Source organism: Maridesulfovibrio spiralis (SeqCode) (assembly GCF_048571135.1).
Classification (GTDB): Bacteria; Desulfobacterota; Desulfovibrionia; order Desulfovibrionales; family Desulfovibrionaceae; genus Maridesulfovibrio; species Maridesulfovibrio spiralis.
Genome location: NZ_CP182344.1, coordinates 181347 through 205935 on the forward strand (window position 1 = coordinate 181347; position 24589 = coordinate 205935).

Sequence of the window (24589 nt, forward strand, 5' to 3'; positions counted from 1 at the left end):
CTATATCCAAATGGATTCTGCCACTATTTGAAAGACATTTAAATATAAGGTGAATATTATGACAGAACACAGTAATCTCAATAGATTTGAACACTCCCCGTGTGTACCAACTAAAGACTTTTGCGTTCCACCGCCTCCGCAAGTTAATCCGAAAATATTCTTAGATACTATTTTTAAAGGAGCCACGGGCTATCTAATGCTGGCTAGCAAAAAAGACGGCCATTTCAAGCCAATTCCAATAGGAAATACACAGGATGCATACGAATATACCCTCAAAAACAGGGACCACAAAGAGATTTACTACGGTACTGGACTTATTAATAAAATTCCTAAGACAAACAAACGTGGCACAGCTAAAGATGTGCAATGCATCACCTGCACCCACGTTGATATCGACATCAACGGTGTCGGACATGCAGGAAACAACTACCCTCCCAGCGAAGAGGAAGCACTCAATATACTGAAACAATTCCCACTCCCCCCCAGCATAATAGTGAACAGTGGGGGAGGACTTCACGTATACTGGCTTTTCGATGAACCGCTGTACATGTACACTGAAAAAGACAGAGAATCTGCGAAAGAATTACTGAGAAGGTTTCAGGCTAACATCCGCATTATTGCCCAAAGAGCTGGATATACTATCGACAACACCTCTGACATATGCAGAGTATACAGGGTAGTAGGTTCCTATAACCTTAAAACAGGAACCACGCGTCAAGTAAAATGGATCAGTAACACCTTGAATGTTCCTCGATACTCCGTTGCAGAAATCGAGAAAAATTTAATACCAGAACCACCCAAGCAGAAAAACAAGCTAACACCTGCGCAAAAAACAAAGTCCACGCACCAAGCAAAGCAATTTGAACCTTCAAACTTTGATCTCATCATTAAAAGATGTGCATGGATGCAACACTGCCGTGACGATGCAGCGCAACTGCCGGAACCAGAATGGTTCTCCATGCTGACAATACTCTCTCGTTGCGTAGACGGTGAAAAAATTGCTCACGAGTTAAGCACCCCATACCCGAATTACACATACGATGAAACTGGTAACAAGTATGGTCATGCGAGCAGTCACACCCCACATACTTGCAGTCATATCGCCTCAGAACATGGATTTCAGGGATGTGCGTCATGCCCATTCAAAGGACATGTCAAATCGCCTATCCAGCTTGGTGAAGGAGGCCTCACCAAGCAAGCTAAGCTGACTGCCTATCAAGCACTTTCTCAAGTTAAGGAAAATAAAGACATCATCTATGAAGATGAAGTAATTCAAGCATTTGTAACGCTAAAAATGGAAGATCTGCCTGAGTTTACTAAGCTCCGAGGAAAACTAAAAAATCGTGGAATAACTTACAATCAATATGACCCAATCATTGAAGAAGCTGCGAAAAAATATGCTTATGAATCGCTAGAAGAACCACCCCTGTTCTACGAGGAGAACAATTGCCTCTATCACAACAAACCTACTGGGGATGGTCATACTCCGGTAAAACTAAGCAATTTCTCCGCTGAAATAACCAAGGAAATTACTTTAGATGACGGCTATGAAGAACAAAAGTTTTACTATCTTGAAGGGAGGCACGAGGATGGAAAAGTTTTCGATCCAATTACTTGGACTGCTACTGAATTCAAAAAACTGGGATTCATAGACTCAAAATACGGCGTGAAAGCCGTATGCTACTCTAACCAACTCACCAATCTAGGGATAGCGATCAAAGAATTAAGCAACAATGTAGTATATGAGACAGCATATTCGCATACTGGATTTCGAAAAATTGATGGCAAAGATCACTACCTCTCCGCAGCAGGAGCAATGTCAGAAGATAGCATTAACCCAAACACATCTGTCCGGTTAGAACAAAGCCTTGTTCACTATAACATTCCAATGCCAACACGGGATGACAAGGTTGCCGGAATGAAAGCGAGTATAAAAATTATCGATGTCGCGCCAGACTGCGTTGGTTTTGTAGGCTTCATTGGTGCATACAGAGCTATTCTCTCAGAGGCCTTACCACCCGAGTATTCGCTCTTCATGTATGGGCACACAGGCAGTAGAAAAACCGCTCTTGCGCGGGTTCTTCAAGCTCACTATGGCAAAGAGTTCGCATCTTCAGCTCCGCTAGGCAACTGGATATCCACGGCAAATAGCACAGAAAAGATGGTTGCAATGGCAAAAGACGCACTAACTGTCATGGACGACTATATTAAGGAAACAACAATTGCAAAGCAGGCAGAACTTGATGAATTTGCTGATCGCATCCTTCGCGGGCAATCAAATAAAGCTGGACGAACTCGCATGGGAACATCAAAAGAACTCATAGAGGCTTATGTCCCTAAGGGTCTAATTTTAGCCACAGGAGAACAAATTCCAAAAGGAAAGGGGAGCGCACTTAGCCTTCGCGGTAGGATGGTAATTACACCACTCACAACGGAAACGATTAACAATGATGTTTTGTCAAAGCTTCAGAGTGCAGGTCGGCAAGGGCTACTTACTGCCAGCGCAGCAGCGTTTATCCAGTGGCTTGCCCCTAAAATTGACAGCTTCAAGAAAGAACTGATCACTCGCCGAAATGAATACAGAGATAAAAATGATCATCTCAAAACTATCCATCACCGAACCCCTGACAATTATGCAGACTTGATGGTAAGCTTAGAAGTAATACTCCAATGTTTTGAAGACTATGAAGTTATCACTCAAGAAGAAAAAGACAACCTTCTGGCAAGAGGAGAAAGAGCCCTACAACTTGCCATGCAACGCCATGGGGAATTCATAAATCCAAAGCCGACAGCGCAATACTTGGGGGATATAAAGGTTGCACTAAATAGTGGTACGATGCACTTTGTAGATTCTGTAAATGGTGGAGCACCTTCTAACCCTGAGCTGTGGGGATGGAAAGTTGATCCCGTAACAGGTGAAATGACCCCACAAGGAGAGAAAGGGGGATATATTAACAAAGACAGCAAGGAAATATACTTGTTATCAGGCATAGCAATAAAAAATTACCGCAATGCATCACAAAAATTAAAGCGTAAAACCATAATGACTGAAACTCAAATCCACAAACGTCTCTCTAATGAAGGATTGCTGCTTGCAGAAGACAATGATTCCTATAAGACAAAAAGAGAAACATGCGATGATCGAATACGCGTCCTTGTTCTCAGCACTGATTCACTGAGTTAGCCCAGACATCAAAAAAAACACAGGGTGGAGAATTTTTATATTCTCTACCCTGTTGCTGTCTTTTGCTACAAAAAGCTGGGATATGTGGGCCGCAAATGCTGCTGGCCCCGAAGGCCCAGATTTTAGGGAAAATTTCTCCCCTTAGACCTACAAAGGAAGAAAAAAAACGAAAGAAGAAAGAAAAATATAATTAATTAATAAATAAAATATTTTATTTTTTATTTCTAATTCACCCCCTCCCCATTTTTCATCACAAAATCGGGGCCTTCGGGGCCGGACTTTAGCCTATAGAACATATGGGCTCACCACCAGAACTTTTCTCCCCTCATTTGTAGGTGTCATCCAGACCATTGAACACTTTTCATTGGCCCATAAAGCCCAGCTTTTTGGTCATTTCTATAACATCCCTCTCCTTGTCGGTAAAAAAATCGGAGGGATCCCCACCCTCCTTCTTTGATGCATATCTATTATTGCAGGACAAACGCCGAGGTCCCTCAGAAAATATCCTTTATGGAAGATGAGACTGCCAACTGTAAATTACTGCTGTAGATGTTGGAGTAGCAGAAATTGCAATTTCAATAGTAGCTGACAGCCTCGCCCGGTGCATACGTTTTTTACTTGATCACCGAGTCCTTCCTTGAAAATCAGTTATCGAAATCAGCTTACTTTCATTCCGTGTAAGGGAATAATCTTTCAGGTCACACAGCTTGTAATAGGTTGAAGTTGTTGCCTTCCCTTCTTTTCATGGGTCCTCGGCTGTATGATACTGAAATTCATAAAAATTCTATCGACAAAACACCCCATATCCTCGCAGAAAACAATTTTTCTAGCCTTCCCATTCCCAAAACAGAAAACTCGCAGGACAACCCCAATTATGCGCGATTTCTTGCCTTTTTGCTGAAAAAACAGCTTAAAATTTTAACTTTCTACCTCAACATATAGAAATAAAAGAATAAATACCAATAAACGGAGGTAAGCATGGTTAAAAAGGATACATCTGGCACTGGCAAGAAAATGTTCGAAAGCAAGTACAACGCTGATGAACTTCGTAAAATGATCGTTGATGATAAGCTGAATGCAGATCAGATTCAGGAAAAGCTTGGTATAGCTTCCAAGCAGTCACTGCGTCAGCACATCATGCGCCTTTGTAATGAAGACCGTAAGTTCTACGAAGTTCCGGGCCTGTATAAGCAGGGCAACAGGAAATTACCCATGGTGAATTTCAAGGGTGAGGTACGCCTGACCAAGAACATGCTCAAGGGAGAATTCAAGTATGAAGATCGATTCAATGTTGAAATCGTTGAGGGCAGCAAGATCATTCTCACAAAGGTGGTATCGGAAAACAAGGAAGATACTGAAAATCCTGCGGGAGCAGTAAAGAAAGAAGATGCTGATGCAAAGAAGTAGTCTTCAAAGAAAACCGTGCTTACTAATGGGTGCGGTTTTTTTCGAATGGTAAAGTTATCGCGCGATTTGTCGAGTTTTTAAAAAATAATGAAGGGCAGGCCCCGACACACCCATGACCTTGGCTATGGATGCTTTTGAAATTCCTTTCTCCAACATCTCAGCTATTTCATTCTTTTTTTCATCCAATATTGAAGACTGGGAATTCTTAGGACGACCAAGACTTATACCGTTGGCCTTAGCACGGGCCAGCCCAGAACGAGTACGATCACTGATGAGGTCTCTTTCGATTTCAGCGAGTACACCGAACATAGCGATCTGGATTTTGGCAGTCATATCGTTTTTGCCATCAAGGATCATGTTTTGCTTGATAGCAATGAACCTCACATTCCTTTCAATCAGTTCATCCACGATAGTCACAATCTGAGAAAGAGATCTACCGAGTCGAGAAAGTTCCGACACGATTAAGGTATCGCCAGATGCCAACATATCCATCAACTCATCTATGCGGCGGTCCCTCATGGACTTCCGCGAAGATATTTCCAACTTAAACCAGTGGTCGATATTCATGTCGCGGCTGCTGGCATATCTAAGAATTTCCAGTTCCTGATTCTCGGTGTCCTGCTTGTGAGTGCTGACGCGCATATAGGCAACTACTTTGGGCATAATCTTCTCCGTTTTCTTCAATGTAAAATAAAACCCCAAAACCAATTTAATTTTACGATAACAGTAAAAGAAAAGGCACGTTTTATTTTAAGATTTGGGTTTAAAAAGTGCAAAAGAAAACGAACGTTTTGTTGTCATTGGATTTGTATAATCAGCTTTTATATAGAGAAATTCCATATATGTGAGCCATATCAAAAGTGGACTCCAGAAGGGTTAGGGCTCAACAACATACCGGATGGGTTTCATTTTGCACTTGCAATAATGAATGGAGGGCTTCTGGTTGTCTGCACACTTTTGATTAGGTTCGCGCACAGCACACACAAAAGGTCCTACTAGAGTAGGTTAGTCCAGTGGTAATGGACTTCCCCCCGATCTTCGGGTCGGGGGGCGGAAGTTTTTTTAAATTTTCTCTTGACTATTTCTAGACTCTTTGCGTAAAAGAACAGATAATGGGATATCTTCACACTCCCTCACAGTCTACTCCCAGAGATTGGGAATCGGGAAACGATCATCGTAAGCCCAACCCTGTCAGAAGTCAGGGCAGTTAATCTTCAAGTCACCCCTGACGGATGACACCTATTACTGAAGCACACAGCTTCGACATTATTATTCACGATATTCACTGCGTCTTGAAGAGCAGGCAAACCCATACGGGGTGCCTCATTGGGAGGCTATTGCCCAATCATCTTTTTGGTCAAGGAATACACATCAAAATGGAGAAACAACAATTATGTAATCAAGTTGAAATTACTGGTCCTTTCTACAATCTCAAAGACGCCGCCGAATACTGCGGCTACTCACCGGACCATTTCAGACACCTTGCAACAGAACATCAGGTTCCACGCTGTGGCCCTAATCGTAATAGATTTGCGGCCTCAACATTGAACACGTGGATGAGCACTCCCAACTGCTTTAAAATTAAGGCTTTTACCAACAAACGAAGCCTTAAAAAGCTGGAGGTGTAACATGAGTGTACATAGAAGACCTGAAACTGGATCATACTTCGTTAGGTATCGTGATGAATTCGGAAAACAACGTAGCAAGAACTTCGACAAGACATCGCAAGGCAAACGAGAAGCAGAAGCATTCGACCTTGAGATTAAGCTGAAGAAAAAACGTGGGGAAAATATCAATCCCCATCACGATGACATGTACCTCGATGAACTGACTCAATTATACATTGATCAAAAGAAGTGCGAGGGCAAAGCGGGCCGTTGGCTAAAAGACTTCGCTTCTATCATGAACAACCACATACTTCCTGAACTGGGAACAGTGCCTGTGAACAGACTTACCCAGCAAAAAATTGTGAAATTCATGATGTCACGCTACGCCAACAACTCCCCTACCACTCGTAATCGCTACATGTCTTACTTGAAGATCATCTTCAACTTCGGAGTAGATCAAGGATACACCCAACAGAATCCGTTGCAGAAGTGGAAGAAAGCCAAGGAAATGCCGAGACAGTCAACCCTCTCTGTGGACCAGCTCAAATCAATCATCAAAAACGCTGCACCGCATGTGGCATGGGCTCTTGAACTGGCATTTCACCTCGGAGTCCGCACAGGTGAAAGCGAGTTGCTTTCCTTACAGTGGAGTTGGGTGGATTGGCAGAATCAACAAATACGAGTGTTTGGCTCTAAAACAACCGAATGGAGGATCATACCGTTAACCGATAAGTTACTTGAGAAACTGAAAGAACGTAGAGAGAAAGCAAAAACAGGATTCTTGGTTGAGTATCACGGTAGAAAGATCAAAAGTATGCGCAAAGGATTTAGGAATGCATGTAAGAGAGCGGGAGTGCCCAACGAAATTATATCCTATGATACAAGGCATTTACATGCGACTTCAGCCCTTAATAATGGGGCAGATTTAGCTTCGGTCTCCGCAATACTAGGACACGCATCAACGAAGATGACCGCTGACCAATACTACCACGTTCAGAAAAACGAGAAGATACGTGCGGTCAATTTATTACCACCCCTCTAAAAAAAACGATGTCGGGGATTGGGTCCTCGGCATCGCACTTAAACCTGAAATAATTAAAAAAAGAGGAAATAAAATGAAAAATATGAATAATGTCGTCGGATACTTTAATGGAACTTTAGCGCAATTTGATCACTACCTCAAAAAAACTGGCGTTGAAGGTTATTGGGAGTCATCCACAATCAATAAGCAGATCTTAACCTTTACTTTCATCAACGGTGGCGTGCTCCATTGGTGGTCCGAGGAAGGTGATAAATCAACAATGTTTGTTGGATGTAGCCCTGAAACCATTGCACAAGTATGCAAGACGCTTACAAGCCTTAATCCATCAGCCATGCAGCACTAAACAACATACAACTTAATACCCCAGCCAGTCCTTCTTCGGAGGGGCTGGCTTTTTTGTTTTAAATGACTCTCAAAATCATCAAAACTGGTGAACCACAAAAGTTCCCCGCCCGGTTCCCCAAACGAAAAAAGGACTTACAATTTTCATTGTAAGTCCTTGAAATATCTGGTGGAGCTGAGGAGAATTGAACTCCTGGCCTCTTGAATGCCATTCAATTTTTTCACACTTCATTTCACTTCACAAAACATCACATTATCCCTTTGTTTAAAAGAGACTTGACGACTTAACACTTATTTTCATATCACCATATTTCAGGTTGTTTTTTACAAAAAGTGGTACCTAAGTGGTACCGCACTTTTGGAGGGACGTATGGCGAAGGAAAAAAGAAAGTGGGTTACTTCTGCAAAATTTTCGGGTGTTCGATGGTACCAGCATGCAACTCGAAAGCATGGGGTAAAATTTGATAAGTGCTATGCCTTACGCTATGCGGCGGCTGGAAGAAGATTTCAACCGACTCTCGGCTGGGCTAGTGAAGGTTGGACTGAGCAAAAAGCAGCGATAGAACTTTCAAAGCTCAAGGAAGCTTATAAAACCGGCAAAGGCGACTTCTCACTTTCAGAAAAACGGAAAAAGAACCAGAAGAAATATCTGCAAGAACAAGAAGAGATAAAAACAAAAGAAAAAGAATCTATCACCTTCTCTGATTTCTGGAAACAAAGCTACTGGCCAACGCAAAACTATAAGTCTGTCGGGTCTCTCGGAGCTGAGTCAGCACTTTATAGAAACTGGATATACCCAAAGATAGGCAAGGTTCAGCTTTTAAGACTCAAAGCTAAAGATGTTGAAAAAGTTTCATCCGCTATGTTTGCAAAGGGTAGAAGTGTAGCATCTGTCAACTATGCTTTAGCCGTGATCTCACAAGTATGGAATCTTGCAAAACGCGATGGACTTGTTGCAGAAGACTCCCCCACTAAAAAAGTGAAACTCCCAAAAAAAGACAATCGGCGCACCCGCTTTTTGACGAAAGATGAAGCAACCAGACTTTTCAAAGAGCTAAAAACAAGATCCCCCGAAACCCACGACATGGCTATTCTAGCCTTATACTGCGGATTACGATTCGGAGAAATTGCATCCCTTACATGGCAGGACATCGATTTCGAAAATGAAGATATTTATATCCGAGATCCAAAGACCCCAGTAAACCGAAAGGCATTTTTCATTAAGCCCGTACGTGATATGCTAGAACGAAGAGCTTTAGAACCTCATTCAAAATCAGAGCGACTGTTCAATACAATTGATGGAGGCAAACTTGCGCGAGTTTCTAAAACATATGGCAGAATCGTTGCGGAGATGTTCAACCAAGGCATAGACGACTCAAGACAAAAAATGTGCTTTCATAATCTCCGCCATACCTTTGCATCATGGCATGTCCAACTAGGAACAGACTTGTACACTGTAAAAGAGCTTATGGGGCATAGTAGCTTTAAAATGACTCAACGCTATGCGCACCTTGCTCCTGATGGGCTTAGGAAAGCGGTTAAGGTTTTGGAGGATTAGTAGGCTAAAACTCGCGCAACCAGACTGCATTTAAGTCATAAACATATTTAAATAATTAATTTATTTTCTCACATTTTCATTTATCAACCCATTATAAGTAATACTTATTCAATCCCGGCCGTCAACTTCTATGAATTTAGAGACTGTCTCTCTATAAAAGTAAGTTTTTTGTCTTGATTAATACCCAGCCCTCCTGAAAATAAAAAAAATTAAATTTAACAATTATTGACTTTCGTAAAATTTCAAAATCTTAAATAGCACATCGTCTGTCATTTTTCATTTTGCACAGGATCAATCTGCTCACATATGACTCTAGAGACAGACTCTTGCCCCTCAAATAAAAGCGCATTTATTATACTAGGATTAAACAGGAGAATATCATATTATTAGACGCTTCAATTCTCTAAAAGAACCACTGGACTTGTGGAAATAAGGGTAATTTAGGATATTGTTAATAAAAATATCAAAAGGAGAAGAATAATGAAAAGATTAATTGTAGTTTTAAGTCTCTTGATTTTATGCCTACTGCAATCCATGTCGGCCAGTGCAGTCGAGTATGACATTGTCATTAACAATGGTCGCGTTATGGACCCGGAAACAAAGTTTGATCGAATAGCTAACGTTGGAATTATAGATGGTTCCATCTCCATCATCACCTCCAAAAAGATTAAAGGTAAACAGAGTATTAATGCAACCGGTCATGTTGTGGCCCCAGGGTTTATCGACATTCACGCTCATGGTCAGAATATTGGTGACTACCGTATGCAAGCCGTACAGGGCGTCACGACCATGCTGGAACTGGAGTCAGGTGTTCTGCCCGTTGCAGAGTGGTATGACTCCCAAGCGAACCGAAACCTTCCCATCAATTACGGTGCCGCAGCCGGCTGGACCTTCGCGCGTATTGCGACGTTTAGCGGGAAAGGGCCTGAAGCAACTCCTGAGTACTTCCAGAATGCCCAGAGTAGAAATGATTGGAAAATGGAGATTGCTACGCCTGAGCAGCAAGAGCAGATTCTAAAACTCACTGAACAGGGATTGGATGAGGGCGCAATCGGTATTGGTATTAATGCAGGGTACGCACCGGGCTACGGTCAGAAGGAATATTTTGCGTTAGCAGAGCTTGCGGCCAAGAGAGATGTGGCAACCTTTACCCACACCCGATACGCCAGCAACACAGAGCCCCATAGTTCCTTTCAAGCTGTTCAGGAGTTGATAGCCAACGCGGCCATCACCGGAGCTCATATGCATATATGCCATATAAACAGCTCATCACTTAAAGATATCCATGCAATCCTTAAAATGGTTGATGAAGCCTTTGAAAAAAAGATCAATATCACCGTTGGAGCTTACCCATACGGAGCGGCCAGCACAGTAGTCGGAGCAGCCATGTTCACGGGTGAGGGGTGGCGAGAACGCATGGGATCTACTGCCAACAATTTTCAGCTAGGACCCAACCGGATGACCGAAGAACAACTAGCCGACTACCAAAAGAACAAACCCGGGACATTCATCAACTGGCACTTTATTGACGAGAGCAATCCAGAAGATCTAGCGCTCCTGGACGCTTCCATCCTCCACCCCAGAGTTAATATCGAGTCGGATGAAATGTTCTGGATGCTTATTGATGGCAATCATATTGAAAACTACAGCGGCGAAGCTTGGCCTCTGCCCGAAAAAGCATTCTCACACCCCCGCTCTAACAGCGCATTTGCTAAAATTCTACGCTCGTACGTTAGGGAGCGTAAACTTATGTCTTTGCAGGAAGCATTACGCAAAATGTGCTTGATGCCAGCCCAGATTCTTGAGGACTTTGTCCCGCAGATGAAAAAGAAAGGACGCATTCAGAAAGGAATGGATGCTGATATCGTCGTATTTGATCCTGAAACAGTAGCTGACAAAGCTACTTACGAAGACCCAAACCATGCAGCAGTCGGCGTTCAGGCTGTAATCGTGAATGGATTACCAATCGTTGCAGATGGAAAGCTCATCACAGACGCTGCTCCGGGAAAACCAATAAGACGTCAGGTGAAAAAGTAAGCGAGGCTGACGAAATAAGATTGTACAGCATGCTGTATTGTTGACGATAAAAAAAGCTGTTTGCCAACCCTGTTCATGGGTCGGCAAACAACTTTTTTGTTAACTAGTTCAAGGTCTTAATACTAGTCGATATGAGGCATTGCAGTTGAAGGTTCAATCGTTGGCTGAGAACCGGGAACTCCTCCTCCGAAATCTACAGGAGAAGCATAGTATTTCTGAGTCCATTCCTTAATAGTAATTGGCTTGAAACGACTCTTAACAGGTTCGAACCGAATAGGCTGACCATTATTGACGCCTTTAAGTACTTTGGACTTCTTGACTACAATGGCACCGTTAACGATGACGTAAGGAATACCTGTTGAAGGGATGGTTCCTTTTTCATAGGTGGAATTGTCAGTTACCTTCTTAGGGTCGAAGATAGTAATATCTGCAACCATTCCCTGCTGCATACGGCCGCGTTCCTGCATAGAGGTCAGTCCCATCTTCCCGAGGGGAACGGCTGAGTTATAGCTGGACATAGCAATAATCTGCATTAGAGGGATGTCGTTTTCTCTCGCTAGGCGAAGGGCTTTAGCGAAACTACCCGACAGGCGCGGATGAGTATTCGGGAATTTGTCGTAAGGGGTATCCCATGTAAGGCCATCATCTGGAATCAAAGGCATACCATCAGTGATAATGGTAACACCTGGTAATTTGAGCCAGTCGATAATAGCGGACTTAGGCATTTTGTAGACTAAAACGGCTCTTGCGGGTTCTTTCTTGAGCATTTCTTCACGGCTTTTCTGTGTATAGAACTCGCCAGTCGCCACATCTTGAATTGTATCTTCATACTTATACCCAAGCTGGTCGACCCACATTTCAGGCTCTAAGAATACTGCATTCAGAGCTGTTGATCCTGCTGCATAAGGGTATATTTCGCCCCAAACGTTCATGCCCCGTTCACGCATACGGACCAGAAGTTCATGAACTAAGTTATAACCGGGATTATTAAAGTGACATGCTAGAGCCGGAGCACCTAGAGCTGCAGCATTAGCCAGCAATTCCTGAATGCCATTGGCTTCGGTTACTTCAGTACCGGGGGTGTAGCGGAAGTGAGCGCCAGTCTGTCTTCCATAGAGAGAAGCCAGATGTTGCAACTCAAAAAACTCTCGAGCTGAAACACCATCACGCATATAACCGAGGGTTGAGCCAACGCCTAGCCCTCCAGCTACCAAACCTTCGTCGAGGAATTGAAGAATCTTGTTTCCCTCTTCTAAGCTAGGCTGTCTGGAACTCCAGCCATTACCAGCCGTCCGGCTATGTACTGCACTTGGAGTGTCCTGACATTCCTTGAACCCATCAAGAACCTCGGAACGCGCGAATTCATGTGCTACAGCCTGCCCGTAGTTTATTTGATTAGTCCCAGCACGAGATTTATACCACTGGTCCAAATATGGTCCGTGTGTACCAATTTCGAGATCAAGAGCAGTAGTTCTTCCGTCACGAAGGGCTAGCTTATTAGCCCAAGGCCTGTCGTTATGCCAATGGGTATCAATGAACCCAGGGGCAACAACCATACCTTTAGCGTTGATGGTTTCTTTCCCTTTGATCTTTTTTTTAGTTATGATCGCAATACGACCATCTTTAACACCCACATTGGCAACGTCGTCAAACATGGTTTCCGGGTCCATTACCCGACCACCGTTAATGACAAGATCATAATCTTGTGCATTTGCGGTAAAGGTAGTGCAGAGCAACACCGCAACAGTCGCGATGAAAACTGCGATTCGTTTAGTCATTTCAGCCCCCTAGGCAATATTTAAAAACAATTAAGATAGTATAACAACTGTTGGTTAAAAAAATAACCAACAGAACCAAACCGACTTATTTGCCCGGTTTATAAAAAATTCTACCAGTATCAAGCTCCTGTTCAATATCATTAATGCTCGAAATAAAGACGTAATCCTCTCCATTATCCCAGTTCCAAGTTTTCCCAGTTACAAACTGCTTAACCGGAAGATCTGGAGCAACCAACTCAATGGAGTTCTTTACTGTGGAGATGACCTGCGCCCCCATCATGTCTGGATCTTGTGAAAGATGGGAAACAACCCACAATTCGTTTCCGACTTCACGAACTTCCGTTATCTGGATAGTCCACGTCGTATCTGGAACCTGAAGTTCAACGGTAATTTCTTTTCTGTTTTCGGCAATTGCTACTGAAAACAGGTACATTACAAGCGCAATTGCCAACGCAATTCTCATGCTACCCTCGACTGTTAAATTAGTTAGTTATTCGCAATGTAATTACTACGTTGCACTATAGCTATTATTTTGCTTGTTAAGCAATATTTTTTTTGTTTGAAGCACTCAATTATTTTGAAATTTAACTATTATCCGCCCCATGCAGGTTGTAGATTAATCTCATCGCCAACCATGTGAGTTCAAAGAATTGCTCACAAAAAATGCCCTTCTCAAAAGTATGGGAAGGGCGACGCTAAAGTGGATTAGGTGTAGATCTAAAAATTTAAACGAAGACGTAAACCGAAAATGGTTATATACTTTTTATCGGGATTGAGAACTGGATTGACCACTACCTGAATGTCAGGAGTCAAAGCTAATTGCTCCAATACTTGAAATCGGTAAAATGCTTCCACAGTATATTGGTCCACGTTCTCAATGTTGGACATATCGCTCGAAGCATGGCCCCATCCCAACCCCAAAGAAAGAAGATCGCTCTTCGACCGGAAAAAATGCCCAACTCCAACACTGACAGACTGATCGATCGGCATTCCTCCACCATCCGCCCAACTTAAACGAGCAAAAGGCAGCCAGTTTTCACCAACCAAATGATTTGCCGAAAGAGCAAGACCTTTACCGGCCCGGGCGCCCGTCTTCTCAACTCCATCCGCGTGCCAAGCTGTGAGATGAATGTTGTCCTCAAATTTTTTATTCCATGAAGAGAACCAGCCTATCTCTATATGCTTGAAATATTCATGATCACCAAAAAAAGTTTCAAACTCTTTCCACGGCTGGGTAGGATCTCCATTCGAGTTGGCTAATCCTCCAAGAACATAAAACTGATCACTCAAATTCCAGCGCACTGCTGCTCCCAATCCCTGAGATGGAAATGGAATAGTTGGAGCATTCAAAAAAGCGGAGTTTACAAAATCAGTCCAAGGATTCACGAAAGCGTATGTGTCAGTATAATCAGTGGAATCGACAATACCGACCGCAATGGCGATGTTCGTATCTGAGAATTCTTGTGTCCAATAAGCGTTAGTCAACGCCCAGCCCATGTCGGAAAAAGGCAAAGCCGTTAATCCTGCATAGCCGATTTCACCCCCCAAAGATTGCGGAGGGATATCCGTAACTATGGTATGGCGATTCTCCACTTTATATACGAAACCTCCGGCCCCATCAGAATCCTCTCCTAAAAGGAGCCACTTCCCATAGAAACGAAATGCTCCGCTCGCTGCGGTTTTATCTCCCATGCTACTAGTAGCCTCTTGGACAAAGGCGTTGTAGTCGAAACCAAATGCTAGCCCGGTTTGTTTTTCAAGCTGTTCTTTGAAGTCGGTGTATTCGTCAAGCCAACTGAAATCTGTCTTAATTGCAGGCTTGAGAGATTCATCTTTCTCCAGCACTGCTCCGACACTATTGGGACCTCCCAGTTGCACCTTATTTTGGGGAGAACTCGTGGCATTCGCTGTTTGAGCAAAAACAATAGGAACACCTAAAATAATCTGCTGAATGAAAATAAACAAAAACACGAAAAGACGCACATTTATCACCAATTTAATTTATGAAAAAGAATGACGTTTCAATATTTGATGCGGGCTAGTCCATGCCCACAGCAAGTTACTAATTGGACCATTGATCCGGCTAAGAAAAGAGGTGTATGGCTTCACTGCGTGCTATCCTCTCGCTCTGGCACAGGGAACAGGCGTTGCAAAATTCCTTGCGCAAGCACCGTATACAATGTCGCACCAAAGATGAGAATCAACCGGCGGAAGAACGCACTTTCAAAGTCGGCATCCGGCTTCATGGAACCTCCAACCAATATCAAGAAACAGGTTGCAGCAGATGGCATGTACCTAGCGTACTTCGAGTCAGAGAAAATCACCGCGCCGAACAGTAGAAAAACCAGCAGCAACATGGCCGCAAGAAAGAGAACAGAAGGGGTCAGCACTATTATATAATAGAAAGCCATTGCACTCATGCCACCGAGCAAGGTCGACACAAGAGAGCTGATCCCAGCAGCCTTACCCATAGAAAGCTCTGGTGTAAGCAGAAAAATAGCCGCAAACACCAGAACCAGAGCTTCGCTCGACCATTCCATAGAAATAAAGAGAATAGACAGCGGGAGAAGCACAATAGTACTTCTGAATGCAAAAAGGTGCGGAACTTCCATTGGCCGCGGGGCAACCTTTTTCTGAACACTGGATACAGAAGAATGCGGAAAGACATTCCACACAAAGAGGGTTACGACGATTGCCAAGATTCCGCCCAATACAATGTGGGTAAAAACCGTCCCGGAAAGAGTTGCACTTGAGCTGTGTAATAGCGGCAGCAAAGTAAATGAAACCAAGCCCAGAGTGACAAAAATCTGAGACATGCCTCTGTAGCAGGAGTAAAACAGGCAGAACAATACGAGGCCCTGAGCGGGGATAAAAACAAGAGGAAACGGAAAGAAAATGCTCGCAAACAGAAACCCTACAAAAAACGCCCCGACTATAACCATAACAAGCTGTAGCGCAGTACCCAGACCAAAGGATTTAAGGGGCTGGCTCAGGAACTTGACGACCAGAACTGGCGCGACATATGCCATAGGCCAGTTAACGCAAAAGGCTATGAGAGCGGTCACAGTGGCTCCAACTGCAAACCTCGAAATGCGCGAATCTAGTTTAGTGTTATCTAACATAGGAAAGAATGCTAATTAATCTAATCCATATCCAACCAAGAGTATCGAAGAGAAAATTGTCTCCGGCATAGACAACCAGATCGGCCTGACCTCCTACACGCCGCAACCCCTTCGCACTATCATCAGCAAAGGCAATGATTACGGGAAAACGTTGCGGTTCTCGAAGCCAACCACTCTTTGATTCAACAATAGGCAGACTACCAGGAGCTGTCTCCTTTCCTGTCGCCACACCGTATCCTATGCTGATAACCTTACCCTGAAAGACCCTCCCAGGAGCGATATCAAGGGCTATGTCGACCTCGTCTCCGGAGACAATGTTTCCGATACAGTTTTCACGCATAGCAGCTTCGACCCATACATCAACGGAAGAAATAAAAGTCATGATCGCTTGTCCGGCTTTAACCGTATTACCCTCACGAACCTGAAGGTCTGTTATTGCGCCATCTGTAGGGGCGGCAATTACTGTTCTTTCCAAATTTATTTTAGCATCGCGCAGATTTGCCAAAGCTTCCCTGATTCGGGGATTCTGCTCATCACCTTTTCCCAACTGAGTAATCTTGCTTCGCAAATTTGCCTGAGCATCATCTAAGGAAGCCCGAGCTTTCTTGAGCTCAGCTCTTGCCGAATCACCCTCGGCTTGCGCCAGAACGCCTTTTTTCTCCAACTCAAAAACACGTTTCGCTTGCACTTTGTAATTTGAGTACTGAGCCGCGGCAGAGGCTACTTTGGCCTCGGCAGACTCGATGAGCTGGGCGTCCCCCCCAACAGATTGCATTACCTGATCCAAAGTAGCCTGAGTACGGCTAACCGCGATCCGGTAATTCTTGTCATCAATACGAGCAAGAATATCTCCTTGCTTCACCAACTGGTTGACTGCAACGCTAACCTCTGAAAGATCTCCTCCGATTTGGGGAGTCATGGGGATGACGAATCCCTGCACTCGGGCCAAAGTAGTGAAAGGTATATACCTATCCGCGACCACGGAGATTAGAAAGATGGCTATACAAACAAAAAAGACTGTGAGAACAGCAGATTTAACTGGATCACTTTGAACGGGACTGGCCTCTGTATCATCAATCTTTTCCGGTTTTTCGTCATCGTTCACTATGTCGGGCACAACGTTATCTCCTAATGTCTAATGTAATGATCCATTATCACGTTTTTGTCTTAATTATATTCTAAATCGTCCCTGTTTGTCATCTTTTACATCTAATTGGAAGGGATGAGCGAGCAGAAACCATCGTAAAACAGATGAATTTTATTTTTAATTCATCATGCACCTGCTGAAAACAATAATGGGATGAGAGCCTTCATTCTGTCAAGAATCCACACGCGATATTTTCAACGGTAATCGCTACCAACATGGCGCAGCCTCTAAATGAAACAAGCTGACGCCGAATATACGTATGCATCCACTTTCTTGGCTTTAAAGTTTTTTTCTCTTGACCTCTAGGTGGGACCATATACGCCTTCGGCTCAACGCAAAACATATTACAATTTCAAAATGCCCACGCCCTAAGCACAAAGGATTAACAATTTTATATGATTCAAATGTCACGTTTTAACCACTAAAAACTTGACAAATAACAAAAGGAGAATAACTTTATTTCAGGAGCATATTAAATCATGCAAGTTTCAGCGCAGATAAATAATTATATAGAATCGATCCCACCGGGGAAGATCATCACTTATCAGAACTTTCGGGACTTGCAGAAAAGCAAACCGCAAGCTCTAGCAAAGGCTTTGGAGCGTTTGGTGAAAAAGCAGGTTTTAATCCGGCAGGCAAAAGGAACTTTCTATCGCCCAAAGGAAACCATTTTTGGGAAGGTCAGCCCTTCTGACGAGGAACTTATTTCTTTTCTGACACGCAAAGACGATAGGATTACCGGAATCCTCACCGGACAGTCCGTATACCTCAAACTTCAGATAGCCACGCAGGTTCCGAACACTCTGACCATTGCGAGTATCACTCCTAGAAAAAAACAAACTGTGGGTAAACTTCAAGTCCAGTTCGTGCGCAGTTATGTTTCATCAATAGAGAAAGAATACATCCCACTGATAGAGCTGCTCGAAGCTCTAAGGTTCATCAAGAAAGCTCAGGATTGCACACCGGACGAAATTGTTGCTGCGGTCGGGAAAAGGATGGAAGACCTTACAGAAAGCGAATTGAAAAGACTGGTTGAGTTTGCGAAAGCATACCCTCCCATGGTTCGAACCCTTTGTGGATCCCTTTGCGAAACCATTCCCGAAGGGTTAGCTAAACCCTTTCTAATCGAATCGTTGCGTACTACTTTGAACCCATATACGAAATACAAATTGCCAATATCTAATACGATTCTGAAAAACAAAAAGGCATGGGGTATAGTGTGAAGCTTCACGAATCCGAAGAACTTTTTGAAGACGCGATACAGGCCACAGCAGAACACCTCCGCCTGCAAAATATCTTCATTGAAAAAGATTACTGGCTGACATTGGCCCTCTATCGCATTGCCCAGACAGACCTTGCAGATGCGACCGTTTTCAAAGGCGGGACTTCACTTTCCAAAGCATACGGTGTGTAATATGGAATAATTAACACCGATAACACAAAACCTTTAAAACGAACTTGAATGCATCAAGTCATAGATATGCAAGTAGAATAAAACACACGCTTGCATCTTAAAATATTCAAACTAAGGAGTAATGGGTTCCTGAATAGTAATGCCAAGGTAGGCACAGGCTTCTGCATAGACATCGATTTCTGAATCAACCCCTACTTCAAAACTAACTGCCAGTGCATATGGGACTTCGTCGTCAAGATGTCCAGCTTGTTTACGACAAATGACATTCAGCTCTAAATCATCATTAAGAGGCACTGCTCTGGTCCCCTCAAATATATTGTGAATGAGTGTACCCCTTTCTACTGTAGTATTTGGCGGCTGGAGTATATTCTTTCGTTCAACGCCACATTCTCCCCCATTAGGTTTCAACTCTAAAACGGCTTGACGATATTGCTGATGCCTTGGATTAATAGGAGAAAACCATGCAAGTGTTGTAGTAAGCCTTCTAATCTCTTTTCGAGCAGAAAGTGAAGGAGGTAAAGGAATACGAACCTTATGACAACGGTCAACTCTAATACTGTCCCAAAATATCAGCGTTGCGCGTTGAGCAGTACAAGAAAGAACTCGTGAAATATCGGGACGCCCGAGACCTAACAATCTGGCAATATTGGTACGGCGTGGAGAATGTTGGCGGGGGCCTATCGGTTCTATAAGTTTATCTAGCTTATCTAAGCCCTTAGGCCAGCTACAACCATGCACAAGCAACGCTTTAAGCATGACAGCCCGATGTGACTGTGGGACATACGAATCAGGAAACATTTCACCTAATTCGTCGAGCATGTCATTGAGCTGAATTGATCTCCGAGTGATTAAAGCAGCGGCATTACTTGTGCCACAAGTATTTGTTGTACCATTAGAATCACCTGCTCCAGAGGGGGCAGCAACTCGCTGACCGCTGAACCGGGAAGGTTGCACTGAAGGAATCAATGAACAACACCCTCCGCTTGGCATAACTCTGCCGAGAATACGTCCTCCATCGTAAAAAAGATCAGGTTTGATAGTTCGCTTGTGCCCTAAACCAACAGCCGAGATAGGGCTTGGTCCATTTCCTTGTGGAAGTATATCGCAAAATTGTCTTGGGGTGGCTACGTCACAATGATCGGCATGCCATGCACCAACCGTCATAGCGTTTATTGCTTCTGCTGGAGCAAGCAAAGACCTATTTCGCATATCCAAAGCAAGGGCTTCGAAATAGCAATCTTGTAATTCATCTTCTGAAAGATTTTCAAAATTAATAGTGCTCGTTTGAGAAGGAAATTCTAGATTATGAGAATGATTGCCAGCACTGACTACAAACAACAAGTTATACTTGAAGGCTAGGTAATCAATAACTCTTGCCCATGAACTAATCCTATTAGCATAAGGAGCTTTAGGATCTCCAAGAGAGTGATTGATAACAACTACATCTGGAGCTATTGCCTCGTGGTCAGCCGTCCCTTCCTTTAGCCTTTTGACTGCATTGTAAATAACATCGATAGCGAGCTGATCTTGTGGTGTGGTTTCATCAAAGCCACCTCTACCGTTCTCTACTGCTTGCAAAACAGGCATAACAAGCAACTTCGTATTAAGTGGAGGCTCATCGTTACAGTGAAGATCTCCATGAAGTATAAGCGAAGCCATTGCAGTACCATGGTGCCGTTTATCTGCGGGACTCCTTGACTCTAAATCAAGAAAATCATCAATTATGATTCTGCCAGAGAGGCAGTTATGGTTGGCATATGGATAGCCATCTAATAGTGCTGCTACGGGAGAATCAAAGCTTTCCCCCATCGGAGTCTCTGTTGTTCCGAGTGAATCGGAAGGCGTGCATAGAGCCATTGTTCTTGGTGTCAGGTGCATAACGGCATCAAGGCTTGCGAACGGATTTGTCGTAGCTTTCTGAAGGAACGAAATATCATGATGCGGCAGCTCTGCAAGCACGCCATAATATTGCGCTTCGACTTCGATGAATATATTCAATCAATTATGGTGAGCCCATCTGAGATGACACAAGTCATCATCAACCTTTTGAGCAATTCGGCGTTAGCTATACGCGAGCAGTTTAAAACTCAAGGCGGAAAAAAGGGCGATATTGTTATCAGCACAAAAGCCACCGACTCCAGTGTGCTCGTATCTGTTGCTGACAATGGTACTGGAGTTCCGAATGAAATAAGGGATAAAATCTTTGACCCTTTCTTCACCACTCATGAAGTAGGAGAAGGAACTGGCCAAGGTCTTTCCATCTGTCAACGTATTGTCGTTGAGAATCATGATGGCACTATTGAATTTCAAACAGAGCTAGGCAAAGGGACAACGTTTGTCATTACCTTGCCCAGGTAGCCGGTATCGGATCGTGGTGACCGTCAGTATGATTAATGACCCCACTGATGGTAAAAACGTGCGGTCATGGCTATTCTATATCATCCACAGTAAGTAATATATTAGGTGGAACAGCTCCATTGTAATACTTTTCCAATATTTGTTTGATGGTTCCATTTTCTATCAGCTGACGTACTCTATTTTGTAAAAAGGCAATCATTTGATGATTGTTTTTGTCTATTACCAGAACCAAAGGGTCATATTTTTTGTAGGTAGAAAGTTTGAACATATCCTTTTGTAACGGAAAATGTCTGCCTACAATATCTAACAGTGTCAGGTCCAAGGAACTCATTACATCCACGCGACCAATTTTCAACATTTTGATTATGCTTTCATGACTGGAAACTTCGTGTACTCTTTTTGAGTGTTTTCGAAATATTTCGATGTTGTTTGATCCGCGCAACTCTCCTATAGAACGTCCTTTCAGATCTTCCAAATCTTTGATGTCTGTACTATCCACTCTTATCAAAAACGCCCATCTTACGTTGAAGAGTGGGATATATACCGAGTGTTCTTCCATGTTTTCGTTAATAAAAGAGCCTTTTGCCCGGACAATAATTCTATTGTGCAAATCATTACTGTATGTAGTTATTGCTCTTTTCATTGGATAAAATTCAAAATGAACATCATGACTAGTTTCCTCAAATATTACTTCAACTATTTCTGCAACGGCTCCCTGAATATCATTTTCTTTGTATAGGTACGGGGGGTAGTGAAATGATTCAAGAATGAGAGTTTCACAGGAGGACTGCAAGGGAAAAAAGGTCAAGAGTACAAAGGCTAAGGTACAAAAGTAATATTTACACATAGAACTCTCCTACGTTTTAAGTTAGCATATGGATGAATTTCTAGCAATTATCCTTACTGTCTTTCGTATAGCGTGATCTTGCCAAAATTTTCTAGACACTCAGTTAAGTGCTATTGTGACTTTTAGAGAGGGAAAACAAACTCAGTAACCCCCTTTAAACTTTTGTGTCTTGGATAACCATTTGCACCCCAAGATACCATAAAATCTCGAAAAGATGTTATCCGGTTAAAAAATAGTTCAATCATTTCAGCAGTTGTGAATGTGTCTGCTGGCATGGCATTCAAAAGGTCAAGAGCTCAATTATTTTCAGATTCACCACTTTTTTTCAATAAAATTATCCATTTAGGGGAATAGCTTAATCGTTTTTTTTGTGAGGATAACCATTTAGATAACATTTTTAATTTTTAGTAATTGATTTTGAGTATCAGATTCTTAGTGAACTTTAATTGTCTGATCAACGCACCTGTTGGCCGGATTTTCTTTTATATATACATAGTTTTAATTTGGTGAACATGAATTAAAAAGACAGGCCAACCAGCATTGCGCTGAATGACCTGCTTTCTTATAGGTGCCAAAGGTGTTGAAACTAGTATTAATTATTGTGGTGGAGAGCCTGTCGTCATATGTGCAAAAGCTGATAATATTACTTGGTGCATGCTGTCTTTAAAAGCTAATCGATCAATCAGAATACGTTACAATTCAGGCAACAAACTTACTGCACGTTTCTTCTCACTCCTCTGATCTTTCATTTTATACCTCCAAATCTCACATTTTCAATAAAAATGACTTCACAACAACAATAAGCTTTATTTCTGACTACACTCAATAGCACATATTTACAGACTTAATTTCGTGCCAGCCAAGCGAATATTTTTTAGTTTTATCTTAAACGCCCCGACAACCGCTCCAACTCGCTCAAGACTCTTTCCAAGTCGCTCTGCAAGTCCCGACAACCTTGAACCTCCCTTGTCAGTTCGGCAATTCTCTCGTCCTGCTCGCTTAATCTCCGGCTTTGCTCCTTCTCTATTCTTCTCAATGCCTCCGATAAGTTCTGACTCAACTCGTTCATAATCTACCTCTTTAGTAAAAGCGCAGGACTTCCGCTCTCTGTGCGTGTTATTTCCAGCTTCATTCCCTTGGGGAAGACCAGATATTTTTGATTCTCGGTCTGATATGCGTTGATCTTCCATGCTGTAAATTTGCTTATATTCTTCTTCTGGCTTGCTATTTGTGTGTTGATTTCTTTTAACTCCTCGTAATTCTCGTTGATTCTCCAACCGTAGAATCCTGTTATGGAGACCGACACTATGACTAGCAGCAAAGCGGATAGGAAATTTGCCAGTAAATTTTGCCTCCAATGATAAGCCGAAATTGCGGACTGCCTCTTTCTCAATTTTTGCAGTTGATCGTCCATATCGTTTTTGATTGTATTCAGCTCGGCTGCGGCGTACTTCCTCAAGCTCTCGCTCAAGTCGTGAAATACGCTCTGCACGGCTTGCTCCATTTCCTGCGACTGCGAGTTCACCTGCTCTTTCAATTTGCTTGTCAGCTCTCCAAGATGCTGCATAGATTCCTCCTTTCATCCTGATTCGTTGACCGTCCTGAGACGACTCTAGTGTGATATAATTTTTGCCTTTACGTGGGATGGAAAAACCTGCTTTTTCCATCCCTTCAATTAAATCATCCCTATTTTGATAAACGCCCTTAGAAATTCCCTGAGCCAGATAATCCGTAATTTGCTGCTTCAGCTCTGCCCGTTTGTTTTTGCTGTCAAACTGAATTTCCTTCCCCGACTGAACAACCCGCGCCCGCTTCGGATCATCCGGCCTTGCCCACTCCATTCGCTCGTTCCATAAATCCCGCCAGACATCATATTGCTTCTGCCAGCCCGGTGGACATGCATTCATAGCCTTATCTTGAGTCAATTCCGTACGTGGGATTATGAAATGCATCTCATGATGCCCTGCGTGACTGTGCCGAACCCACAAGACCGAATATTGATCAGGGTCCATGCCTGCGAAAGCTGTTTTCTCAAAATCTTCCATGATCTTCTTTTCAGTTTCGGGCGAAACCTGATCTTCTGGAGCCCATGAAAGAACGCCGGAAGTATACTTCCATTTACGATCAGTTGAGCCGATCACCTTTCGGACTATCTCTGGGTCTCCGCGCAAAACTTCAGGCGGCGATTCTTCACGCCCCTTCCGTTTCGGATCAATCACGTAATTAACGGCTTTGGCTCCATCACCCTGACCATGGGCGAAAACCTTCATATACATTTCAGCTCCTTCTCGATGGCGGTCAGCTCAGCAAGAACTAAAAGTGAATCAGCACTGCTCTTGTGCGTATTTGCCCAGCGGGCAAGTTGATTCAGATTATTTCCGATACGAGCCATGTGAAGTAATTTCTCTCTTTCAATTTTACTGCGGCGCACTCTGGTCTGACCCAAACGCACGCGAACAAAATCGGCCATGCTCATTCCGCTTTCAGATGCCATTGCTAGAATTAACTCTTTGTCCTTTGGACTCACTCGCATGGACAGATTTTCTGTTTTTTTGGCGTTATTCATAATGTATTTCGTCCAGAGGGTTTGAAGGGAGGCGGTAGCAACTCCCTCACCAGCCCCAATGTTTTTGCGGAGCAAAAGTGTGACATTGGGTAGGCTGGCTTAGCAGGAGAAGCACACTCCAATCAGAGCACCTGAACCTGCTATGCGTTAACCCTACTTTTTCTTTTTTATTGCGATTTT

Annotated in this window: 19 protein-coding genes; 9 read left to right on the top strand and 10 right to left on the bottom strand. The window is 43.2% G+C overall.

Annotated elements, in window-relative coordinates:
• Nucleotides 1-58 precede the first annotated feature (58 nt).
• Both ACNI29_RS00765 and ACNI29_RS00770 read left to right on the top strand, forming a co-directional pair.
• Nucleotides 59-3184: a hypothetical protein gene (locus ACNI29_RS00765; RefSeq protein ID WP_419780294.1), complete on the top strand. Its 3126-nt coding sequence runs from the start codon at nt 59-61 to the stop codon at nt 3182-3184.
• 978 nt (nt 3185-4162) lie between these two features.
• Nucleotides 4163-4591 carry a hypothetical protein gene (locus ACNI29_RS00770; RefSeq protein WP_419780295.1) on the top strand — a complete coding sequence of 143 codons (429 nt, stop codon included), beginning with the start codon at nt 4163-4165 and terminating at the stop codon, nt 4589-4591.
• 54 nt (nt 4592-4645) lie between these two features.
• Here the strand turns inward: ACNI29_RS00770 and ACNI29_RS00775 are convergent, their stop codons facing one another.
• Complete coding sequence (locus ACNI29_RS00775; RefSeq protein ID WP_419780296.1) at nt 4646-5233, bottom strand: recombinase family protein; 588 nt, start codon at nt 5231-5233, stop codon at nt 4646-4648.
• A 987-nt stretch (nt 5234-6220) separates the two neighbouring features.
• Between ACNI29_RS00775 and ACNI29_RS00780 the strand changes: the two genes are divergently transcribed.
• The 4 genes from ACNI29_RS00780 (at nt 6221) to ACNI29_RS00795 (ending at nt 11177) form a co-directional block, all read left to right on the top strand.
• Complete coding sequence (locus ACNI29_RS00780) at nt 6221-7240, top strand: tyrosine-type recombinase/integrase (protein ID WP_419780297.1); 1020 nt, start codon at nt 6221-6223, stop codon at nt 7238-7240.
• A gap of 73 nt (nt 7241-7313) precedes the next feature.
• Nucleotides 7314-7583, top strand: a complete 270-nt coding sequence (locus tag ACNI29_RS00785; protein WP_419780298.1) for a hypothetical protein — start codon at nt 7314-7316, stop codon at nt 7581-7583.
• Nucleotides 7584-7952: 369 nt separating this feature from the next.
• Nucleotides 7953-9140, top strand: coding sequence for a tyrosine-type recombinase/integrase (locus tag ACNI29_RS00790; protein WP_419780299.1), 1188 nt, complete (start codon nt 7953-7955; stop codon nt 9138-9140).
• Between the two features lie 480 nt (nt 9141-9620).
• Nucleotides 9621-11177 carry an amidohydrolase family protein gene (locus ACNI29_RS00795; protein ID WP_419780300.1) on the top strand — a complete coding sequence of 519 codons (1557 nt, stop codon included), beginning with the start codon at nt 9621-9623 and terminating at the stop codon, nt 11175-11177.
• 122 nt (nt 11178-11299) lie between these two features.
• Here ACNI29_RS00795 and ACNI29_RS00800 read toward each other — a convergent pair whose 3' ends face one another.
• The 5 genes from ACNI29_RS00800 to ACNI29_RS00820 all read right to left on the bottom strand — a co-directional run bounded on the left by ACNI29_RS00800 (nt 11300) and on the right by ACNI29_RS00820 (nt 17194).
• Nucleotides 11300-12955 (bottom strand): amidohydrolase family protein, encoded by a 1656-nt coding sequence (locus ACNI29_RS00800; RefSeq protein ID WP_419780301.1) that lies wholly within the window; start codon nt 12953-12955, stop codon nt 11300-11302.
• Nucleotides 12956-13040: 85 nt separating this feature from the next.
• A complete protein-coding gene (locus tag ACNI29_RS00805) occupies nt 13041-13418 on the bottom strand; it encodes a hypothetical protein (protein WP_419780302.1) in 378 nt (125 codons plus the stop codon).
• Nucleotides 13419-13672: 254 nt separating this feature from the next.
• Nucleotides 13673-14938 (bottom strand): carbohydrate porin, encoded by a 1266-nt coding sequence (locus ACNI29_RS00810; protein WP_419780303.1) that lies wholly within the window; start codon nt 14936-14938, stop codon nt 13673-13675.
• Nucleotides 14939-15060: 122 nt separating this feature from the next.
• Nucleotides 15061-16077 carry a DUF2955 domain-containing protein gene (locus ACNI29_RS00815; RefSeq protein ID WP_419780304.1) on the bottom strand — a complete coding sequence of 339 codons (1017 nt, stop codon included), beginning with the start codon at nt 16075-16077 and terminating at the stop codon, nt 15061-15063.
• Nucleotides 16067-17194: an HlyD family secretion protein gene (locus ACNI29_RS00820; RefSeq protein ID WP_419780305.1), complete on the bottom strand. Its 1128-nt coding sequence runs from the start codon at nt 17192-17194 to the stop codon at nt 16067-16069. The genes ACNI29_RS00815 and ACNI29_RS00820 overlap by 11 nt, the downstream gene beginning before the upstream one ends.
• Before the next feature lie 509 nt (nt 17195-17703).
• Here ACNI29_RS00820 and ACNI29_RS00825 point away from each other — a divergent pair.
• Both ACNI29_RS00825 and ACNI29_RS00830 read left to right on the top strand, forming a co-directional pair.
• On the top strand, nt 17704-18447 hold the full coding sequence (locus ACNI29_RS00825) for a DUF6088 family protein (protein ID WP_419780306.1): 744 nt from the start codon (nt 17704-17706) through the stop codon (nt 18445-18447).
• On the top strand, nt 18444-18638 hold the full coding sequence (locus ACNI29_RS00830) for a nucleotidyl transferase AbiEii/AbiGii toxin family protein (protein ID WP_419780307.1): 195 nt from the start codon (nt 18444-18446) through the stop codon (nt 18636-18638). Before ACNI29_RS00825 ends, ACNI29_RS00830 begins: the two co-directional genes overlap by 4 nt.
• A gap of 111 nt (nt 18639-18749) precedes the next feature.
• Here the strand turns inward: ACNI29_RS00830 and ACNI29_RS00835 are convergent, their stop codons facing one another.
• The gene (locus tag ACNI29_RS00835; protein ID WP_419780308.1) at nt 18750-20447 is read right to left on the bottom strand and encodes a S8 family peptidase; all 1698 of its coding nucleotides are present in this window, start codon (nt 20445-20447) and stop codon (nt 18750-18752) included.
• Between the two features lie 126 nt (nt 20448-20573).
• On the opposite strand from ACNI29_RS00835, the gene ACNI29_RS00840 reads away from it, so the two are divergent.
• Nucleotides 20574-20996, top strand: a complete 423-nt coding sequence (locus ACNI29_RS00840; protein WP_419780309.1) for a sensor histidine kinase — start codon at nt 20574-20576, stop codon at nt 20994-20996.
• Between the two features lie 70 nt (nt 20997-21066).
• Here ACNI29_RS00840 and ACNI29_RS00845 read toward each other — a convergent pair whose 3' ends face one another.
• The 3 genes from ACNI29_RS00845 to ACNI29_RS00855 form a co-directional block, all read right to left on the bottom strand.
• On the bottom strand, nt 21067-21843 hold the full coding sequence (locus ACNI29_RS00845; protein WP_419780310.1) for a substrate-binding periplasmic protein: 777 nt from the start codon (nt 21841-21843) through the stop codon (nt 21067-21069).
• An 836-nt stretch (nt 21844-22679) separates the two neighbouring features.
• Entirely contained in the window at nt 22680-24119 is a 1440-nt protein-coding gene (locus tag ACNI29_RS00850) for a relaxase/mobilization nuclease domain-containing protein (RefSeq protein ID WP_419780311.1), read from the bottom strand.
• Entirely contained in the window at nt 24110-24409 is a 300-nt protein-coding gene (locus ACNI29_RS00855; protein WP_419780312.1) for a plasmid mobilization protein, read from the bottom strand. The genes ACNI29_RS00850 and ACNI29_RS00855 overlap by 10 nt, the downstream gene beginning before the upstream one ends.
• Nucleotides 24410-24589 lie beyond the last annotated feature (180 nt).

Coding starts and splice junctions, on each gene's coding strand:
- ACNI29_RS00765 (WP_419780294.1), top strand. CDS start 59: ATGACAGAACACAGTAATCTCAATAGATTTGAACACTCCCCGTGTGTA.
- ACNI29_RS00770 (WP_419780295.1), top strand. CDS start 4,163: ATGGTTAAAAAGGATACATCTGGCACTGGCAAGAAAATGTTCGAAAGC.
- ACNI29_RS00775 (WP_419780296.1), bottom strand. CDS start 5,233: ATGCGCGTCAGCACTCACAAGCAGGACACCGAGAATCAGGAACTGGAA.
- ACNI29_RS00780 (WP_419780297.1), top strand. CDS start 6,221: ATGAGTGTACATAGAAGACCTGAAACTGGATCATACTTCGTTAGGTAT.
- ACNI29_RS00785 (WP_419780298.1), top strand. CDS start 7,314: ATGAAAAATATGAATAATGTCGTCGGATACTTTAATGGAACTTTAGCG.
- ACNI29_RS00790 (WP_419780299.1), top strand. CDS start 7,953: ATGGCGAAGGAAAAAAGAAAGTGGGTTACTTCTGCAAAATTTTCGGGT.
- ACNI29_RS00795 (WP_419780300.1), top strand. CDS start 9,621: ATGAAAAGATTAATTGTAGTTTTAAGTCTCTTGATTTTATGCCTACTG.
- ACNI29_RS00800 (WP_419780301.1), bottom strand. CDS start 12,955: ATGACTAAACGAATCGCAGTTTTCATCGCGACTGTTGCGGTGTTGCTC.
- ACNI29_RS00805 (WP_419780302.1), bottom strand. CDS start 13,418: ATGAGAATTGCGTTGGCAATTGCGCTTGTAATGTACCTGTTTTCAGTA.
- ACNI29_RS00815 (WP_419780304.1), bottom strand. CDS start 16,077: ATGTTAGATAACACTAAACTAGATTCGCGCATTTCGAGGTTTGCAGTT.
- ACNI29_RS00825 (WP_419780306.1), top strand. CDS start 17,704: ATGCAAGTTTCAGCGCAGATAAATAATTATATAGAATCGATCCCACCG.
- ACNI29_RS00835 (WP_419780308.1), bottom strand. CDS start 20,447: ATGGGGGAAAGCTTTGATTCTCCCGTAGCAGCACTATTAGATGGCTAT.
- ACNI29_RS00840 (WP_419780309.1), top strand. CDS start 20,574: ATGATGCGGCAGCTCTGCAAGCACGCCATAATATTGCGCTTCGACTTC.
- ACNI29_RS00845 (WP_419780310.1), bottom strand. CDS start 21,843: ATGTGTAAATATTACTTTTGTACCTTAGCCTTTGTACTCTTGACCTTT.
- ACNI29_RS00850 (WP_419780311.1), bottom strand. CDS start 24,119: ATGTATATGAAGGTTTTCGCCCATGGTCAGGGTGATGGAGCCAAAGCC.
- ACNI29_RS00855 (WP_419780312.1), bottom strand. CDS start 24,409: ATGAATAACGCCAAAAAAACAGAAAATCTGTCCATGCGAGTGAGTCCA.